The sequence below is a fragment of the Streptomyces sp. ISL-100 genome (assembly GCF_018614615.1).
In the GTDB taxonomy this organism is placed as follows: Bacteria; Actinomycetota; Actinomycetes; order Streptomycetales; family Streptomycetaceae; genus Streptomyces.
On sequence record NZ_JAGGOK010000128.1, the window covers coordinates 1 to 17,287 of the forward strand.

General features: G+C 69.6%; 17 protein-coding genes. 8 read left to right on the top strand and 9 right to left on the bottom strand.

Annotation, left to right across the window (positions count from 1 at the left end; genetic code table 11):
• Positions 1 to 283: 283 nt before the first annotated feature.
• Complete coding sequence (locus tag J7E89_RS38410; protein WP_214980872.1) at positions 284 to 925, bottom strand: DNA-3-methyladenine glycosylase; 642 nt, start codon at positions 923 to 925, stop codon at positions 284 to 286.
• A 148-nt stretch (positions 926 to 1,073) separates the two neighbouring features.
• Here J7E89_RS38410 and J7E89_RS38415 point away from each other — a divergent pair, with 148 nt between their 5' ends.
• From J7E89_RS38415 to J7E89_RS38425, 3 genes are all read left to right on the top strand, one after another.
• Entirely contained in the window at positions 1,074 to 1,856 is a 783-nt protein-coding gene (locus J7E89_RS38415) for a sporulation protein (RefSeq protein ID WP_214980873.1), read from the top strand.
• A gap of 48 nt (positions 1,857 to 1,904) precedes the next feature.
• Positions 1,905 to 2,441, top strand: a complete 537-nt coding sequence (locus J7E89_RS38420; RefSeq protein ID WP_214980874.1) for a YbhB/YbcL family Raf kinase inhibitor-like protein — start codon at positions 1,905 to 1,907, stop codon at positions 2,439 to 2,441.
• Positions 2,442 to 2,585: 144 nt separating this feature from the next.
• Positions 2,586 to 3,089: an HNH endonuclease gene (locus J7E89_RS38425; RefSeq protein ID WP_214980875.1), complete on the top strand. Its 504-nt coding sequence runs from the start codon at positions 2,586 to 2,588 to the stop codon at positions 3,087 to 3,089.
• A 48-nt stretch (positions 3,090 to 3,137) separates the two neighbouring features.
• Here the strand turns inward: J7E89_RS38425 and J7E89_RS38430 are convergent, their stop codons facing one another.
• The 4 genes from J7E89_RS38430 to J7E89_RS38445 all read right to left on the bottom strand — a co-directional run bounded on the left by J7E89_RS38430 (position 3,138) and on the right by J7E89_RS38445 (position 6,306).
• Positions 3,138 to 3,905, bottom strand: coding sequence for a sulfite exporter TauE/SafE family protein (locus J7E89_RS38430; protein WP_214980895.1), 768 nt, complete (start codon positions 3,903 to 3,905; stop codon positions 3,138 to 3,140).
• Positions 3,906 to 3,980: 75 nt separating this feature from the next.
• Positions 3,981 to 4,910 carry an SPFH domain-containing protein gene (locus J7E89_RS38435; protein WP_214980876.1) on the bottom strand — a complete coding sequence of 310 codons (930 nt, stop codon included), beginning with the start codon at positions 4,908 to 4,910 and terminating at the stop codon, positions 3,981 to 3,983.
• Between the two features lie 110 nt (positions 4,911 to 5,020).
• Positions 5,021 to 5,449 carry an NfeD family protein gene (locus J7E89_RS38440; protein ID WP_214980878.1) on the bottom strand — a complete coding sequence of 143 codons (429 nt, stop codon included), beginning with the start codon at positions 5,447 to 5,449 and terminating at the stop codon, positions 5,021 to 5,023.
• Positions 5,450 to 5,508: 59 nt separating this feature from the next.
• Positions 5,509 to 6,306: an ABC transporter ATP-binding protein gene (locus J7E89_RS38445; RefSeq protein ID WP_214980880.1), complete on the bottom strand. Its 798-nt coding sequence runs from the start codon at positions 6,304 to 6,306 to the stop codon at positions 5,509 to 5,511.
• A 124-nt stretch (positions 6,307 to 6,430) separates the two neighbouring features.
• On the opposite strand from J7E89_RS38445, the gene J7E89_RS38450 reads away from it, so the two are divergent.
• Complete coding sequence (locus J7E89_RS38450) at positions 6,431 to 7,216, top strand: hypothetical protein (protein ID WP_214980882.1); 786 nt, start codon at positions 6,431 to 6,433, stop codon at positions 7,214 to 7,216.
• Between the two features lie 82 nt (positions 7,217 to 7,298).
• Here J7E89_RS38450 and J7E89_RS38455 read toward each other — a convergent pair whose 3' ends face one another.
• The 3 genes from J7E89_RS38455 to J7E89_RS38465 all read right to left on the bottom strand — a co-directional run bounded on the left by J7E89_RS38455 (position 7,299) and on the right by J7E89_RS38465 (position 9,527).
• Positions 7,299 to 7,547, bottom strand: a complete 249-nt coding sequence (locus J7E89_RS38455; RefSeq protein ID WP_214980884.1) for a chaplin — start codon at positions 7,545 to 7,547, stop codon at positions 7,299 to 7,301.
• A gap of 137 nt (positions 7,548 to 7,684) precedes the next feature.
• Entirely contained in the window at positions 7,685 to 8,350 is a 666-nt protein-coding gene (locus J7E89_RS38460) for a response regulator transcription factor (RefSeq protein WP_308315743.1), read from the bottom strand.
• On the bottom strand, positions 8,343 to 9,527 hold the full coding sequence (locus J7E89_RS38465; protein WP_214980887.1) for a GAF domain-containing sensor histidine kinase: 1,185 nt from the start codon (positions 9,525 to 9,527) through the stop codon (positions 8,343 to 8,345). The genes J7E89_RS38460 and J7E89_RS38465 overlap by 8 nt, the downstream gene beginning before the upstream one ends.
• 219 nt (positions 9,528 to 9,746) lie before the next feature.
• On the opposite strand from J7E89_RS38465, the gene J7E89_RS38470 reads away from it, so the two are divergent.
• The 3 genes from J7E89_RS38470 (at position 9,747) to J7E89_RS38480 (ending at position 12,956) form a co-directional block, all read left to right on the top strand.
• Entirely contained in the window at positions 9,747 to 10,472 is a 726-nt protein-coding gene (locus J7E89_RS38470) for an SDR family oxidoreductase (RefSeq protein WP_214980889.1), read from the top strand.
• Positions 10,473 to 10,822: 350 nt separating this feature from the next.
• Positions 10,823 to 11,947, top strand: a complete 1,125-nt coding sequence (locus J7E89_RS38475; RefSeq protein WP_374196988.1) for an S-adenosylmethionine:tRNA ribosyltransferase-isomerase — start codon at positions 10,823 to 10,825, stop codon at positions 11,945 to 11,947.
• Positions 11,948 to 12,209: 262 nt separating this feature from the next.
• Positions 12,210 to 12,956 (top strand): transglycosylase SLT domain-containing protein, encoded by a 747-nt coding sequence (locus J7E89_RS38480; RefSeq protein WP_214980891.1) that lies wholly within the window; start codon positions 12,210 to 12,212, stop codon positions 12,954 to 12,956.
• 111 nt (positions 12,957 to 13,067) lie between these two features.
• On the opposite strand, the gene J7E89_RS38485 is transcribed toward J7E89_RS38480, so the two are convergent.
• Positions 13,068 to 15,650: an FHA domain-containing protein gene (locus J7E89_RS38485; protein WP_308315744.1), complete on the bottom strand. Its 2,583-nt coding sequence runs from the start codon at positions 15,648 to 15,650 to the stop codon at positions 13,068 to 13,070.
• Positions 15,651 to 15,895: 245 nt separating this feature from the next.
• On the opposite strand from J7E89_RS38485, the gene J7E89_RS38490 reads away from it, so the two are divergent.
• Positions 15,896 to 17,287: streptophobe family protein (locus tag J7E89_RS38490; RefSeq protein WP_214980894.1), on the top strand; the 1,392-nt coding region annotated here is incomplete at its 3' end.

The following is a 17,287-nucleotide window of genomic DNA, read 5'->3' on the forward strand; positions in this document are numbered from 1 at the left end:
ATCAGACTCTTTCGTGTCCGATTCCCCGTCGGCGGGGTTGCTTTCAGGTTTCCGCTTTCGCGTTTCCCTTTCGGCGTGGTCACTACTTTAGCGGATTTCCCTTGCGGCTCATAATCGGGCCGGTGAGTCGGAATTCGGGCATGCCGAAATCGAACCCGTCAGGGAAGTCGAAGGTAGTGGTTTGGCCGCTTCGGGGTCCGCCTCGGTTGACTCGAAAGTCCGTACCGACAGCAGTGCCCGTCTCAAGCGGCTCGGGCCACATTAGGCGTCCGCCGGGGCCACGTCAAGTTCGGCGGCGGCGTGGCGTGTGGGCCCTGAAAGGGCTCACTGTCGGGTCTCCTTCGATCCAGAAACGCCAGGGGTGGTCCGCGCCTTCGCCGCCCACTCCCGTGCGTGGACCGTTCCGCACCAGGTCAGCGAGTGCGGGGGTGCCGTGCAGTACAGAGAGAGGGGACTCGGGGCCGGCGCAGAGGTCGGTGCCGTCGAGGGTGCGGTCAATGGCGAGTCCCGTGGCGAGGCGGGCCGGGCCTTTGGCCAGTTCCTTGTCGCTTCGGGCCGAGAGTCGTCGTTTACGCACGAGATCCTGGCCGCGCGTCACCTCTCCTCCTCGCAGGAGGACGCCGCTCGCGGTGTGCTCCTGGCCGCAGACCAGGTTGAGGCTGAACCACATGCCGTAGATGAAGTAGACGTACGCATGACCGGGTGGGCCGAACATTGATGCGTTGCGCTGGGTCTTTCCGCGGTAGGCGTGCGATCCGGGGTCCCCCGGGCCGTCGTAGGCCTCGACCTCGGTGATGCGGAGCTCGATCGGGCCGTCATCGGTCAGTCGTACGAGGGTGCGCCCCAGCAGGTCGGGGGCGACCTCCGGTACGGGGCGGTCGAAGAACGTCCTGGGGAGCGGCGTACGGTCGGGGTCCGTGATCATGCCCTCCGAGCGTAGTGGAAATCGTGCGTTCGGGTAGGTGGCCTTGAGGCGCGCGCTTTGCCAGGGTGAGGGCCACGGAACCGGGCATGGCCCTTCCGCGTTTGTACTGGTCAGAGTCAGAGTCAGAACCAAAGATCTGGGAGAAGTCATGGGCTTCAAGAAGTTGCTCGCGAGCTTGGGTGCCGGTGGCGCGTCGGTGGAGACGGTGCTGACCGAGGCGAACGTCGTGCCTGGTGGTGTGGTTCAGGGCGAGGTGCGTATCCAGGGCGGTTCGGTCGATCAGCAGATCGAGGGGCTTTCCGTCGGTCTGCAGGCGCGCGTCGAGGTCGAGGGCGGTGACCAGGAGGTCAAGCAGGACATCGAGTTCACGAAGCAGCGGCTCGGCGGTGCCTTCGAGGTCAAGGCGGGCGCTGTGCACGTCGTGCCGTTCGGGCTGGAGATCCCCTGGGAAACCCCGGTCACCAGCATCGCCGGTCAGCAGCTGCACGGCATGAACATCGGCGTGACGACGGAGCTGGAGATCGCCCGGGCCGTCGACTCGGGTGATCTGGACCCGATCAATGTGCACCCGCTGCCGGCGCAGCAGGCGATCCTGGACGCCTTCGTGCAGCTGGGCTTCCGCTTCAAGAGTGCGGACATGGAGCGCGGTCACATCCGCGGGACGCGCCAGCGGCTGCCCTTCTACCAGGAGATCGAGTTCCAGCCGCCGCAGCAGTACCGCGGGCTGAACCAGGTCGAGCTGACCTTCGTAGCGGACGACCGTGAGATGGATGTCGTCCTGGAGATGGACAAGAAGCCGGGGCTGTTCAGTGAGAGCAGCGACTCGTACCGGGCCTTCAAGGTCGGGCTGAACGACTTCCAGGGAACCGACTGGGTCGCCTACCTCAACCAGTGGCTTGCCCAGGTCGGCGGTCAGCGCAACTGGCTCTAGGCTCGGGAGCCGTCAGGTAGCAGCACAGTTCACATCGGAGGTTCAGACGTGTCCGAGGCGAAGAGGCCGCCGCTTCCCCATGACTTCCATCCGCCCGTGCCCTCGTTCACTGTGGTGAGTGAGGATGTCGCGGACGGGGCGGTGTTGAAGGACGCCCAGGTGTACGCCGCCGGTAATACGTCGCCGCACTTGCGGTGGGAAGGGTTTCCCGCCGAGGCCAAGAGTTTCGCCGTGACGTGTTTCGATCCCGACGCGCCTACCGGCAGCGGGTTCTGGCACTGGACCGTCTTCGACATTCCGGCGTCGGTGACGGAGCTGCCGGCGGGGGCGGGCAGCGGGAAGTTCGAGGGGTTGCCGCCGGGCGCCGTTCAGGTCCGTAACGACTACGGGTCCAAGGACTTCGGCGGGGCGGCGCCGCCGGCCGGCGAGAGGCACCGCTATGTGTTCACCGTGTACGCGGTGGACACGGAGAAGCTCGGTCCTGACGCCGACGCCTCCCCCGCCGCTGTGGGATTCAACCTCCGGTTCCACACGCTCGGGCGGGCGCAGCTGGTCGCCGAATACGAGGCTCCCGCAGCGAGTTGAGCGTTCACTTTCTGTTTGCCCGTCCCTGGTCTTGGAAGAGATCAGGGACGGGCATCTTTTTATTGCGTTGTCCATCTCGGTGTGCCCGGTCAGAGTTGATCCAAGCCCGCCATGAGGTGGGCCGGCGCAGGGAGGGTGGGCGGGATGCGGGACACGCTGGTACTGAACGCGAGCTTCGAGCCGCTGTCTACGGTGACACTGAACCGGGCGGTGGTGCTTGTCCTGACGGACAAGGCCGTCGTCGAACAGGCCCATCCCGGACTGCTGATGCGTGCTGCCGCCGTGGAGCTTCCGGTGCCGCAGGTGATCAGGCTGTGCCGTTATGTGCGGGTGCCCTTCCGAAGACAGGCACCGTGGTCGAGGCGCGGTGTGCTGATACGGGACCAGCACCGGTGCGCGTACTGCGGGCGGCGGGCCACCACCGTCGACCATGTGATGCCGAAGGCTCAGGGCGGCGGGGACGGCTGGATGAATACGGTGGCGTCCTGCGCGGAGGACAACCACCGCAAAGCGGACCGTACGCCGGACGAGGCGGGGATGCCGCTGCTGCGCAAGCCGTTCGTACCTTCGCCCGCCGACGCGATGCTGCTGGCGCTGGGCGCGGACGAGCGGTCGGCGCTGCCGGAGTGGCTGGCGCAGTCCGCGTAGCGGCCGGTAAAAGCCCGCCTTCGTTGTGGGGAGGCGGGCTTCTGTGTGTCAGCGCAGTAGTAGTTGGACGATCGCTACCGTGCCTACGGCCACGATGAGTGCGCGCAGGGCGGTCGGGGGCAGGCGGCGGCCGATCTTGGCACCGAGCTGGCCTCCGAGGGTGGAGCCGACCGCGATGAGGGCTACGGCGGTCCAGTCGAATTCCGCGGCGAAGAGGAAGAACGTCGCGGCGATGGTGTTGACGACGGCGGCGAGGACGTTCTTGGTGGCGTTCAGGCGTTGCAGGGTGTCGGTGAGCAGCATGCCCATGAGGGCGACGTAGATGATTCCCTGGGCCGCGGTGAAGTAGCCGCCGTACACGCTGGCGAGGACGAGGCCGGTGATGAGGAGCGGGCCGCCGTCGGCGTCGGTGTGGGTGCCGTTGCGTTCGCGGCGGCGCTGGACGGCCTTGGTGATGCGGGGTTGCAGGATTACCAGGACGAGGGCGAGGCCGACCAGGACCGGCACGATCGTTTCGAAGGCGGTCGCCGGGAGTGCGAGGAGCAGTACGGCTCCGCACAGGCCACCGGTGGCGGCTGCCGCGCCGAGGCGCAGAATGCGGCGGCGCTGGCCGGTGAGTTCCTTGCGGTAGCCGATGGCGCCGCTGATGGAGCCGGGGATCAGGCCGAGGGCGTTGGAGACGGTCGCGGTGACCGGCGGCAGGCCGGTGGCGAGCAGGACCGGGAAGGTGATGAGGGTCCCGGAACCGACGATGGTGTTGATGGTCCCGGCGCCCACACCCGCGGCGAAGACGGCGAGCATCTCCCAGATGGTCACGGTGTGCCCTTCGTGCATGATCGTTGCTTGATGCATCGATCATGCACGACGGTGGGCGCTCGCCGGTGGACGGGGTCAGTCGATGGGGGGTTCCTGGCGGCGTTCCTGGCCCGTGTTGAAGCCCGGGGCGCCACCCGTGAAGTTGCCGAAGGCGCCGCTGAGGCCCTTGAGGGCGTCGCCGATCTCGCTAGGGACGATCCAGAGCTTGTTGGCGTCGCCCTCGGCGATCTTCGGGAGCATCTGGAGGTACTGGTACGAGAGGAGCTTCTGGTCCGGGTCGCCCGCGTGGATGGACTCGAAGACCGTACGGATGGCCTGGGCCTCGCCCTCGGCGCGCAGCGCGGACGCCTTGGCCTCACCTTCGGCGCGCAGGATCGCGGACTGCTTCTCGCCCTCGGCGGTGAGGATCGCGGACTGCCGGATGCCCTCGGCCGTGAGGATCGCGGCGCGCTTGTCGCGGTCGGCGCGCATCTGCTTCTCCATCGAGTCCTGGATGGAGGTGGGCGGCTCGATCGCCTTGAGCTCGACGCGGTTGACGCGGATGCCCCACTTGCCGGTGGCCTCGTCGAGAACCCCGCGCAGCGCCGCGTTGATCTCCTCGCGGGAGGTCAGGGTCCGCTCCAGGTCCATGCCACCGATGATGTTGCGGAGGGTGGTGACGGTGAGCTGCTCGATCGCCTGGATGTAGCTGGCGACTTCGTACGTCGCGGCCCGGGCGTCGGTGACCTGGTAGTAGATGACGGTGTCGATGTTGACGACCAGGTTGTCCTGGGTGATCACCGGCTGGGGCGGGAAGGGCACGACCTGTTCCCGGAGGTCGATCCGGTTGCGGATCGAGTCGATGAACGGGACGACGATGTTCAGGCCGGCGTTGAGCGTTCGCGTGTAGCGGCCGAAGCGCTCCACGATGGCGGCGCTGGCCTGCGGGATGACCTGGATCGTCTTGATCAGGGCGATGAAGACCAGCACCACCAGAATGATCAGGACGATGATGACGGATGACATCGCGTTTCCCGTGCCCTTCGTGTTGTGCTTCTCGGGAGAGACCTGTGATTGATGATCAATCTTCCCAGAACGCGGGTCGGTGTGCGGGGTGTTCGGCTTACCTGGCCGGGTTACATCACTACCGCTGTTGCTCCGTCGATCTCGACTACGTCGACCTGCTGGCCCGGTTCGAAGCTCTGTCCCGTGTCGAGGGACCGCGCGGACCACACCTCGCCCGCGAGTTTGATGCGGCCGCCGCTGGCGTCGACCCGTTCCAGGACTACCGCCTGACGTCCTCTCAGCGCGTCCACACCGGTGCGGTGTTCGGGCCGATCGGAGCGGTGGCGGGCCGCTATAGGGCGTACGACCGCGATGAGCGCGACCGAGACCGCGGCGAAGACCAGTACCTGGGCGACCATCCCGCCGCCCAGGCCCGCTGTCACGGCGCCGGCGACCGCGCCCGCCGACAGCATTCCGAACTCGGGCATCGCGGTCACCACGAGCGGAATTCCCAGCCCGACAGCGCCGATCAGCCACCACACCCATGCGTCGATGTCCACATGGTCATGGTAGGTGCGGGTGGTCTTCGCGGACAGGGCGCGGGCGTTGCTGTGGAATGTCAGGCGAGCGGCAGGCCCTGGGCCGTCCAGCGGTCGGACCTGCGCTCGACGACGAGCGGGAGGCCGAAGCAGAGGGAGAGGTTTCGGGATGTCAGTTCCGTCTCCACGGGACCGGCGGCGAGGACCTTGCCCTGCCGGATCATGAGGACGTGGGTGAAGCCGGGGGCGATCTCCTCGACATGGTGCGTAACCATGATCATCGAGGGTGCGTACGGGTCACGGGCGAGGCGGCCGAGGCGGCGGACGAGGTCTTCGCGGCCGCCGAGGTCGAGACCGGCGGCGGGCTCGTCGAGGAGCAGCAGCTCCGGGTCGGTCATCATCGCGCGGGCGATCATCGTGCGCTTGCGCTCTCCCTCGGAGAGCGTGCCGAACTTCCGGTCCAGGAAGTCGGTCATGCCGAGGCGGTCGAGGAAGGCGCGGGCGCGCTGCTCGTCGACCTCGTCGTAGTTCTCGTGCCAGGTGGCGGTCATGCCGTACGCGGCCGTGAGCACCGTCTGGAGGACGGTCTGGCGCTTGGGCAGCTTGTCGGCCATCGCGATGCCGGCCATGCCAATGCGCGGGCGGAGCTCGAATACGTCGGTGCCGGGGCTGCCGAGCCTCTCTCCGAGGATCTTGGCGCTGCCGGTGGACGGGAAGAGGTAGCTGGAGGCGACGTTCAGCAGGGTGGTCTTGCCGGCGCCGTTCGGGCCGAGGATCACCCAGCGCTCGCCCTCCTTGACCGACCAGGAGACGTCGTCCACCAGAGCGCGTCCGTCGCGGACCACGGATACGTCCACCAGCTCCAGTACATCGCTCATGAGCGCGTTGTCTCCCCATGCAGTCTCGAGAATGTCGGGCGTGCCTGTAGGCACAGCTCCAGGGGAAAACCTACGCCACCGGTCGAGTGATCCGGTTGCTAGGTCCGTTGCCTAGGCTGGGGGCATGCTTTCCGAACCTCGCTCAGGACGACTGGCCGCATGGGGAAATGCCCTTTTGGCCGGACTTGCTTCGCCGGATCATGTCGCGCTCGCCATCGTCGGGGAGGACGCGGTGCACCGGGTGGAAGGTGTGCCCGGGGAGGCGAGGCCTGTCGGGCTCACGCTGGCCCTGGGGCGGCTTCGTGCGCTGGGCGTGACCGGCTTCCGGGTCGCGCTGCCCGCGCCCGGCCATCCGCTGGGGCTCAGTGGGCCGCCGGAGTTCAACGCCCGGGCGCTGGAGGCGGAGGAGGCAGTGGTCTGCTCGGGGGCGGCGGTGGGGTTGGTGCCGGAGATGTACGAGGTGGGGCCGGCCGGCGATGTGCGGGTTGAGGTGACGTGGCACTGCCTGGCCGTGCGGGAGGCGCCGCCCGCCGATGTGCCCTCGCTCGGGGAGGCGGAGCGGGAGCTCGCGGAGGGGCTTCGGGATGCGACGGCGGTGCTGTCGCGGCTGGACGTGGCCGGGTCGGGTCCGGTGGCGGAGGCGGCGCTGGACGCGTACCGGGCGCGGGCCGAGGCGGGCCGCGAGGTGCTGGCGCCCGGGTATCCGCCGCGTGCGGTACGGGTGTTGGAGCTGGCGCAGCGGGTCGGGCTGCTGATCTCGCTGGCGTACGAGAACGGGCACGGGGGTGCGGTGAGTGCGTCTGAGATGGCGGCTCGGGGGGAGGCGCTGCGGCCGGTGGAGCGGGTGGCTCGGCGGGCGCAGGTGGCGGCGTACAACGCGTGGGTGGAGGAGCGGGAACGGGGGCGGTGAGTGCCCTCTTGAAAGCAGTACGCGACCGGCCCCCAGGCGCTCTGCGCCTGGGGGCCGGTGGTCACCGCTCGACCGGAGTCGGTCAGTGGTTGACGGCGTGGTTCCCGAAGGCCGGGTTGAGAGCGCCGATGACGTTGACAGTGTTGCCGGAGGCGTTCACCGGGACGTGGACCGGGACCTGGACCAGGTTGCCGGAACCGACGCCCGGCGAGTGGACGGCCTTGCCCTGGGCCTGCGCACCGCTGTCGGTGGCGGAGGCAACACCGGCTCCGGCGGCGATGAGGCCACCCGCGACCATGGTGACGGCAGCGGCCTTCTTCAGGTTCTTCACTTCAGGATCCTCCTAGACGTCGCTGCGGCCAGCCGCCGCAGCACGCCATGAAGAACGTCCAGGCGTCGATCAGGATGCGCCATGTGGGGGACATACACCCGACGGTATGAATCTCGGACCGGACGTAGACCGTCCGATTAGCCCGTAATCCCATGTCGGACGGCCCACAGCGCTGCCTGGGTGCGGTCGGAGAGATCCAGCTTCATCAGGATGTTCGAAACATGCGTCTTGACGGTCTTCTCGGAGAGGACCAGGGCGCGGGCGATCTCCCGGTTGGAGCGGCCGTCGGCGATCAGGGTCAGCACTTCCCGCTCCCGGTCGGTGAGCGCGCTCCCCCGGCCCGTGCCGCCGTTCCCTTCCTCCTGGGCGAGCAGGGCGCCCGCGACCTCCGGCTGGAGGAGAACATGCCCGGCGTGGACGGACCGGATGGCGCCGGCCAGGGCGTCCGGGTCCACGTCCTTGTAGACGTATCCCGAGGCACCGGCGCGCAGGGCGGGGACGACGGTGCGCTGCTCGGTGAAGCTGGTGACGATCAGGACCTTGGCGGGGTTGGCCAGCTCGCGGAGTTTGCGGAGTGCTTCGATGCCGTCTGTGCCCGGCATCTTGATGTCCATGAGTACGACGTCGGGGCGGAGCTCCTCGGCGCGGGCCACGCCCTCGGCGCCGTCGCCGGCCTCGCCGACGACCTCGATGTCGTCCTGGATCTCCAGGAAGGTGCGCAGGCCTCGGCGTACGACCTGGTGATCGTCGACGAGTAGTACGCGGATGCCGTTTTTCGCCGGTCGTGCGGCCGCCTCAGCCACCGGGGACCTCCATCTCGATCGTGGTGCCCTTGCCGGGCGCCGATTCCACGGTGAGTGTGCCGCCCGCGCCGCCGGCGCGGTCGCGCATCGAGACCAGGCCGAGGTGGCGGCCCGCTCTGCGTACGGTCTTCGGGTCGAAGCCGCTGCCGTCGTCCCGGACCTTCAGGCGGGCGCCCTGGCCGTTCTTTTCCAGTACGACGTCGACGTGGGCCGCGCCGGAGTGGCGCAGCGCGTTGTGCAGTGCCTCCTGGGCGACCCGCAGGACGGCTTCCTCCTGGGCGGCGGGCAGCGCCCGTACACCCATGCTGTGGAAGGTGACCCTGGCCGTGTGGGCGCGGTCCATGACCTGGATCTGGGTGCGCAGAGTGGCGATCAGGCCGTCCTCGTCGAGGGCGGCGGGGCGGAGCTCGACGACCGCGGCGCGCAGTTCGTCGGCCGCTTCGGCGGCGAGTGCGGCCACCTGCTGGAGCTCGCCCTTGGCGCGGGCGGGGTCGCGGTCGACGAGGGCGGCGGCGGCCTGGGCGGTGAGGCGCAGGGAGAAGAGTTTCTGGCTCACGGCGTCGTGGAGCTCGTGCGCCAGGCGGGAGCGCTCCTCGGCGATGGTGAGTTCTCGGCTGCGCTCGTACAGGCGGGCGTTGGTGAGGGCGATCGCGGCGTGCTGGGCGAGCATGCCGAGCAGTTCCTCGTCCTCCTCGGTGAAGCCGCAGGCTCCGTCGGGCTTGGGGCAGCGCTTGTTGGCGAGGAAGAGCGCGCCGATGACGTCGTCGCCGTCGCGGATGGGCAGACCCAGGAAGTCGGACATCTCGGGGTGCGCGGAGGGCCAGCCCTCGAAGCGCGGGTCCTTGCGTACGTCGGCGAGACGCTCGGTCTCGGCGCCGTGCAGCATCGCGGCGAGGATGCCGTGCTGGCGGGGCAGCGGGCCGATGGCCTTCCACTGCTCGTCGCTGACGCCGTCGACCACGAACTGGGCGAAGCCACCGTGGTCGTCCGGGACGCCCAGTGCGGCGTACTCGGCATCGAGCAGCTCGCGGGCGGAGGCGACGATCGTCTTGAGGACGTCGCGCACTTCCAGGTGCCGGCTCATGGCGAGCAGCGCGGTGCTCACGGCCGTCAGGCCGGAGCGCGGGGATGGCGTCTCCCCTGCTCGAACGCAGTTGAGAGCTTGGGGATTGCTCATGTGGTCACGGTACCGGCGGGTGTGGGGCCGCGTATCGGGCCGGCGGCGGCCTCTGCTTAGGGCGCGGGGCCTAGGTCGAAAGTGCCTGGTGCGGTGGGCGTAGGCCGAAGGGCCCTGGTGCGGGGGGACGCTCGGCTGAGGCGCGGGACGGGGGCGGGTTCCTACGTTGGGGGCACCGATGCGGTGTGGTGCGACGTAGATGTAAAGGGGACGGTTGGCATGCCGGTTGCGATCATCACGGGGGCTTCGAAGGGGCTGGGGCGGGCGCTGGCGACGGCGCTCGCGGAGCGGGACTGGGATCTGGTGCTGGATGCCAGGACCGGTCCCGTACTGGAGGACGCGGCGCGGAAGGCGCGTAAGTACGGGACACGTGTGGTGGCCGTGGCCGGTGATGTCAACGACGCTGCGCACCGGGCGGATCTCGTGGCCGCCACGCGGGGGCTCGGCGGACTGGATCTGCTGGTGAACAACGCGAGCGCGCTGGGCGCGGAGCCGCTCGTACGGCTGGAGGAGCTGCCGCTGGAGGGGCTGCGGGCGGCGCTGGAGACGAACGTGGTGGCGGCGCTCGGTCTCGTACGGGAAGCACTGCCGCTGCTGCGGGCGGCCGGGGAGGGCGGCGGCGCTGGTGGCGCGGTCGTCTCGGTGAGTTCGGACGCGGCGGTGGAGGCGTACGAGACCTGGGGCGGGTACGGGGCTTCGAAGGCGGCCCTCGACCACCTGTCGGCGGTGCTGGCGGCGGAGGAGCCGGGGCTGCGGGTGTGGGCGGTCGACCCGGGCGACATGGGGACCGATCTGTACGCGGCGGCGGTACCGGACGACGACGCACGGCGGCCGGAGCCGGATTCTGTGGTTCCGGCGTTTCTGCGACTGCTCGACGAGCGGCCACGGCCCGCGAGCGGGCGTTATGTGGCGTCGGCGCTGCTGGAGCTGGAGGGGGACCGATGAGGGAGGCGACCACTTGGCGGCCGGACACCGGGGCGGCGGTGCGAAGCCGCCGAATAGGGGTCTCGGGGGCGAGGGCCGGGGCGGCGGAGGCCGGTGCAGGCGGGACAGGGCAGGGGCCGACCGCACAGGCCGGCCCGGAGGCGGTCAGTGCGAGTGCTTCGGCGGGACGGGCCAGGTCCGACGCACGCGCCTCGGCGGTGGAGGTCGGCACACGGCCGCAGGCGGACAGCACCGACGCCGGGTCACGGCGGGCGACGCCGGACGCGGAAACCGGGGCAGGCGGGACAGGGCGGGGGCTGAGCCCACAGGCCGGGCCGGAGGTGGGCAGTGGGTGTGCCGGGTTGGGGCAGGTGGTGGCGGGCGTGGATGGGGTCGGTGGGGTGGCGGGGGTGTTTTGTGGGGTGCGGGTACCTGAGGGGCTGGCTGCGCGGGTGCCTGCTGAGGAGCGTGGTGGGGGGCGCGATGATGTGCGGCTGCTCGTTTCGCGGGGTACGGAGGTCTCGCATCACGCGTTCCGGGAGCTGGCGGGGCTGCTGCGGGCCGGAGACGTGCTGGTGGTGAATACGTCGGCCACGCTGCCGGCAGCGGTGGACGGACGGGTGGAGGCGGCCGCCGGCAGTGGCGGCGGCGAGCGGCTGGTGGTGCACTTTTCGACCAGGGGGGACGACCGGCGCTGGGCCGTCGAGCTGCGCAGCCCCCTGGAGACGGGGGCCACCCTGCCCCGTCGCGGCGGGCCCGCTGGGACCGTGATGCGGCTGGCCGGGGGTGGAGGGCTGGTGCTGGAGGAGCCTGTCGGGCCCGGTGGGGAGCGGTTGTGGTGGGCTCGGGTCTTCGGCGGTGATGTGGCGGCGCTGCTGCAGCGGTACGGGCGGCCCATCCGGTACGGGTATACGGAGCGGGACCAGCCGCTGGCGGCGTACCAGACGGTCTTCGCCCTGCCGTCCGCCGACGGCGGGGGCTCGGCGGAGATGCCGAGTGCCGGGCGGCCCTTCACAGCGGCGATGGTGGCGGAGCTGGTGAGCCGGGGCGTGCAGTTCGCTCCGCTCACTCTTCATACGGGGGTCGCTTCGGCCGAGGCGCACGAGCCGCCGTACCCGGAGCGCTTCGAGGTGCCGGCCGCCACGGCGTGGCTGGTGAACGCGGCGCGCGCGGCCGGCGGGCGCATCGTCGCGGTCGGGACGACAGCGGTGCGGGCGCTGGAGTCGGCGGCCGGGCCCGACGGGGTGGTGCGGGAGGCGGCGGGGTGGACCGGGCTCGTGGTCACGCCGGAGCGCGGCGTACGCGTCGTGGACGGGTTGCTGACCGGGCTGCACGAGCCGCAGGCGTCGCATCTGCTGATGCTGGAGGCGGTCGCGGGGCGGGCCGCTCTGCGCCGTGGATACGCCGAGGCTCTGAGGCATCGCTACCTCTGGCACGAGTTCGGCGACGTACACCTCCTCCTCCCGGAGCAGACCGGTAAAAGGTGCTCACTCTGAGCATCGAAGGAGCAACTATTGGTGAGTTCGTAACGTGCCCGATGTGAGCCCGCGCATAGGACACACGTCACTTACGAAGGGCCGTAGTTGGTTAATAAGGGGCGTATGGGCTGGGTATCGCCCCGCGCCACGCACTTGTGCGAGGGCATACGTCCACTACCGGGGATCGTACGTCACACCTTTGCCACAGGATTTTGCGGACGCTAACAATGGCTGCCGTCGCGGACTCCGCGGCTTCCGCTATTCGAAGAGGTACGTCTGCATGTCCGCGTCTCGCACCCCTGGCTATAGCCGCCTGAACAAGAACCACAAGTTCTCGATCGCTGGTGTCGCCGCCCTCGGCGCCGCCGCCCTCACGTTCTCGCTCGTCCCCAGCAACGCGTCGGCCGAGGCCGACACGCGCGCTGTCGACGCTGTCGCCCCGGTGGCGTGGGCCGCGGCCGCCGACAGCGCCCAGGCCAAGACAGTGCACACGAGCATCACGCAGCAGCAGGTCGGCGCCGACAAGGTGGCCAAGGCTGTGGCCGAGGCTCGGGCGAAGGCCGACGCGAAGGCCAAGGCCGACGCCCAGGCGAAGGCCGCGGCCGCCGCGAAGGCCAAGGCTGACGCCAAGGCCAAGGCCGAGGCGAAGAAGCGCGCCGACGAGCGCGCGGCCGCGAGCCGCGCCGCCGCGCGCAAGCCCGTCTTCGCCAACAACCTTGACGGCTGGATCCGCGAGGCTCTGTCCATCATGAAGGCCAAGGGCATCCCCGGAACCTACGAGGGCCTGCACCGCAACATCATCCGTGAGTCCGCCGGTGACCCGCGCGCGATCAACAACTGGGACATCAACGCCCAGAACGGCGTCCCGTCGATCGGTCTGCTGCAGGTCATCAAGCCGACCTTCGACGCGTACCACGTCCCCGGTACGGCTCACTCCCAGTACGACCCGGTCGCCAACCTCACGGCTGCCGCCAACTACGCGGCCGACCGTTACGGCTCGATCGACAACGTGAACAGCGCCTACTGAGTCAGGCCACAGGTCTGACGTCTGACACAGGCGAAGCATGGAAGCATGCGAGAAGGGCGGCACCCGCACGGGTGCCGCCCTTCTCGCGTCGCCGCTACGGGTGCGGCGTGGTTACTTGCGCATGACTTCCGGCTCGTGGCGGCGCAGCAGGCGCACCACGACGAAGCCGCACAAGATGCCGATCCCGAGCAGTACGCCCATGTCGAGCACCCACTGGCCGGCGCTGTGGTCCCACAGCCCGTCGAGGTTGAGCGGGTCCCACGGCATGGTGACGTTGAGCTGCGCGGTGGTGCCCAGGGCCGCGACGGCCCAGCGCGACGGCATCAGCCAGGCGACCTGCTCGATGCCGGGGCTGTCGTGGAGCTGGAAGAGGACTCCGGTGAAGACGACCTGGATGATCGCGAACATGACCAGCAGCGGCATGGTCTTCTCGGCGGTCTTCACCAGTGCGGAGATGATCAGGCCGAACATCATCGACGTGAATCCGAGCGCGCTGATGACGATCGTCATCTCGACGACCGGGTACTCCTCGAAGATCACGCCCTCGGTCGGCAGCTTCGAGCGGGCGCCGAAACCGATCGCCGCGATGATCATGCCCTGCAGGGCGGTGATCAGTCCGAGGACGATGACCTTGGACATGAGGTACGCGGAACGGGACAGGCCGGTGGCCCTTTCCCGCTCGTAGATGACCCGTTCCTTGATCAGCTCACGCACGGAGTTCGCGGCGCCGGAGAAGCACGCGCCGACCGCAAGGATCAGCAGGATCGTACCGACGTCCTTGTTGACCAGCCTGTTCTTCTCCGGGCCGAAGCCCAGGCCGCTGTCCGCAGGGATTACCGTGCTGACGATTCCCAGCACCGCCGGCAGGATCAGCATGAGGCCGATGAAGCCCTTGTCGGACACGATGACCGACGCATAGCGGCGGATCAGGGTCCACAGCTGGGAACCCCAGCTCTGCGGCTTGGGCGGGCGCATCTGCTGCGCGGGCGGCATGTGTACGGACTGTGCGGCAACGGCGTCGATGTCCGCGGCGTACATCTGGTAGTGCTGGGAGCCGCGCCAGCGGCCCGCCCAGTCGTAGTCGCGGTAGTTCTCGAAGGCGGAGAAGACGTCGGCCCAGGTGCTGTAGCCGAAGAAGTTGAGTGCCTCCTCGGGCGGGCCGAAGTAGGCGACGGAACCACCGGGCGCCATGACGAGGAGCTTGTCGCAGATCGCCAGCTCGGCCACGGAGTGCGTGACGACGAGGACCGTACGGCCGTCGTCGGCGAGGCCGCGCAGCAGCTGCATGACGTCGCGGTCCATGCCCGGGTCGAGGCCGGAGGTCGGCTCGTCGAGGAAGATGAGCGACGGCTTGGTCAGCAGCTCCAGGGCCACGGAGACGCGCTTGCGCTGGCCACCGGAGAGGGAGGTGACCTTCTTCTCCTTGTGGATGTCCAGCTTGAGCTCGCCGAGGACCTCGTTGATGCGCTGCTCGCGCTCGGCCTCCGTGGTGTCCGCGGGGAAGCGGAGCTTGGCGGCGTACTTGAGCGCCTTCTTGACGGTCAGTTCCTTGTGCAGGATGTCGTCCTGCGGGACCAGACCGATACGCTGGCGGAGCTCGGCGAACTGCTTGTAGAGGTTGCGGTTGTCGTAGAGGACGTCGCCCTGGTTGGCGGGCCGGTAGCCGGTGAGTGCCTTGAGCAGGGTGGATTTGCCGGAGCCGGACGGGCCGATGACCGCGATGAGCGACTTCTCCGGTACGCCGAAGGAGACGTCCTTGAGGATCTGCTTGCCGCCGTCGACCGTGACCGTGAGGTGGCGGGCGGAGAAGGAGACCTCGCCGGTGTCGACGAACTCTTCGAGCCGGTCGCCGACCAGGCGGAACGTCGAGTGGCCGACGCCGACGATGTCGCTGGGGCCGAGCAGCGCGGTGCCGGACTTGGGGATCGGCTGACCGTTGACGTACGTGCCGTTGTGGCTGCCGAGGTCGCGGATCTGGAACCGGCCATCAGGTGTGGCGGTGAACTCGGCGTGGAGGCGGGAGACCTGGAGGTCGGAGACGACCAGCTCGTTCTCCAGCGCACGGCCGATCCGCATCACGCGGCCCATGGCCACCTGGTGGAACGTCGTCGGGCTGCGGTCGCCGTACACCGGCGGAGCCCCCGCGACACCGCCGGCCGGGGCGCCGCCCGGGCCTCCTTGCTGGTGTGGCACGTGCGCCTGGGGCGCATGCTGCCATGCCTGCTGGGGCTGTTGGTGCTGGTTGTGCTGCTGCTGGTTGTGCGGGTCCTGCGGCTGGTGCGGTGCCTTGGCCGCCCAGCCGGGTGCGCCCTGCTGCTGAGGTGCCGGCTGCTGCGGCTGAGGCGCCTGCTGGTGCGGTGCCTGCTGCTGGGCGGCCATGGCGCCCTGCCCGCTGGGCACCCCCGCGCCGGACAGGCTCAGCCGCGGGCCGTCGGTGGCGTTGCCCAGGTGCACGGCGGAGCCGGGGCCGATCTCCATCTGGTGGATCCGCTGGCCCTGCACGTACGTGCCGTTGGTGCTGCCGTGGTCCTCGATGACCCAACTGCGGCCGCCCCAGCTGACGGTGGCATGCCGCCACGAGACCCTGGCGTCGTCGATCACCAGATCACCCTGCGGATCACGTCCGAGGGTGTACGACCGGGACGGATCGAGCGTCCAGGTCCTTCCATTCAATTCCAGTACGAGTTCCGGCACTCCGCGCCCCACTAGTTGTCCCCCGAGTTACCCCCGTCGCAGGGAGTCTAGGGATGCTGAACATCGGGAGGAACTATTTCAGGCCCAGTCCCGAATTAGAAAGTCGAGGCCTGCGAAGACCGCGCAGGGGCTGCCCGTTGACGTGGGAGAAATACCTCCGGAGAGTGGTAAGCACGCATGAGTGCGTACGGATCATGCGCGAATAGAACAACTTAGGACAGTTCGGCACGGATCGGGGGACCCTGATGAGTGCGAGCGGCAATAGCGGCGTGCGGTGGGGCGATGTACTGCTCGCCTCTATTGCCGCGGTGAGCTGGGCGTTGGTGGGCATGGCCGGCGTGGCTTCCCTCGGGCTTCATCTGCTGGGCGCGGATTCGGCGGGGTCGCTCGGGCCGATGACCGCGGCTGTTGTGGTTCTGGGGGCCGGTGGTTCGGTCAGTCCGTCCGGCGATGTCTCGGCGTTCGGCCTCGAAGGCGCGGAGGCGACGACCGCCGTCGACATCACGCCACTTGGAGTGGGGCTGGCCGGTGCGCTCCTTCTGTCCTTTTTCTTCCTGCGGTCCCTGCGCGGTGCGGGAAAGACGATCTCCGTGGGCGAACTGGCCGCCAGGGCGGGAGCGGTGGCCGTGCTGTTCGTCGCCACGATGGGCGGGCTCGCCTGGGCGGGGCACGACGTCATCACCATCGACGGGGATGCGCTCGGGCCCGGTCTCGGGCTCGACCAGGTGCCGGGCGGCGACGCTCCCGGTGGGATCGGAGAGCTGCTGCCCGACGGGCTCGGGGACATCGGCGGGCTGCTGCCCGACCAGCTGCCCGACCGGCTGGCCGACCTCGCGGACGCGAAGGCGTCGGTCGGCTTCAGCGTCAACACCGGCGAGTCGCTGGTGGGCGCGGCGTGCTGGGTGCTCGGGGTACTGGTCGTGGCGCTGCTCGCGTCGCGTCGTACGCCGCTGCCGCGCGGGTGGGACGCGGTGCACCGGGTCGTACGGCCGGCCGTGTCCGCTCTGGTCACGGTGCTCGTGGTCGCGGTTCTCGCGGGACTCGCCGCGGCGGCGTACGCGGCGGTCGGGGACGACCATCCGAAGCGGATCGCGGGTGCGGCGCTGCTCGGCGCGCCCAACGGGGTGTGGCTGGGGATCCCGCTCGGGCTGCTCGTGCCGTGGGACGGCCGGGCGACGGGTGAGCTGGCGAAGGTGCTGCCCGATCCGCTGGACGAGCTGCTGCGGGTGAACGCCGCGGAGCCGGTGACGCTCGGGAGACTGGCGGGGCTGGACGGGCGGGTGTGGCTGCTGGGCATCGCCGTCGCGGTGATGATGCTGTACGCCGGGGTGCTCACGGCGGCGCGTACGCCTCGGGGGCACGGCGCGCCCCTTTCGGTGGCGGGTGCGGACCGGGCTCGGGGGGAGCTGTCGGTGGTGGGGTTCGCGGGACGGTGCGCGGTGCGGCTGGGGGTGGCGACGGGGGTTGCGCTGCCGCTGCTGGTGTGGCTGACCGACGTATCGGCGGATGCGTCGCTGTCGGTGCTGGGGGTCGACGCGTTCGGCGCGGGGATCGAGCTGCACGGGAGCGTGCCGATGGCGGTGCTGCTGGGTGCGGTGTGGGGGGCGGGTGCAGGGGGCTTGGGGGCGCTGCTGACC

Excerpts from the sequence above, each read along its gene's own strand:
- J7E89_RS38470 (WP_214980889.1), top strand. The coding sequence starts at position 9,747 with ATGCCGGTTGCGATCATCACGGGGGCTTCGAAGGGGCTGGGGCGGGCG.
- J7E89_RS38415 (WP_214980873.1), top strand. The coding sequence starts at position 1,074 with ATGGGCTTCAAGAAGTTGCTCGCGAGCTTGGGTGCCGGTGGCGCGTCG.
- J7E89_RS38445 (WP_214980880.1), bottom strand. The coding sequence starts at position 6,306 with ATGAGCGATGTACTGGAGCTGGTGGACGTATCCGTGGTCCGCGACGGA.
- J7E89_RS38410 (WP_214980872.1), bottom strand. The coding sequence starts at position 925 with ATGATCACGGACCCCGACCGTACGCCGCTCCCCAGGACGTTCTTCGAC.
- J7E89_RS38480 (WP_214980891.1), top strand. The coding sequence starts at position 12,210 with ATGTCCGCGTCTCGCACCCCTGGCTATAGCCGCCTGAACAAGAACCAC.
- J7E89_RS38450 (WP_214980882.1), top strand. The coding sequence starts at position 6,431 with ATGCTTTCCGAACCTCGCTCAGGACGACTGGCCGCATGGGGAAATGCC.
- J7E89_RS38465 (WP_214980887.1), bottom strand. The coding sequence starts at position 9,527 with ATGAGCAATCCCCAAGCTCTCAACTGCGTTCGAGCAGGGGAGACGCCA.
- J7E89_RS38435 (WP_214980876.1), bottom strand. The coding sequence starts at position 4,910 with ATGTCATCCGTCATCATCGTCCTGATCATTCTGGTGGTGCTGGTCTTC.
- J7E89_RS38425 (WP_214980875.1), top strand. The coding sequence starts at position 2,586 with ATGCGGGACACGCTGGTACTGAACGCGAGCTTCGAGCCGCTGTCTACG.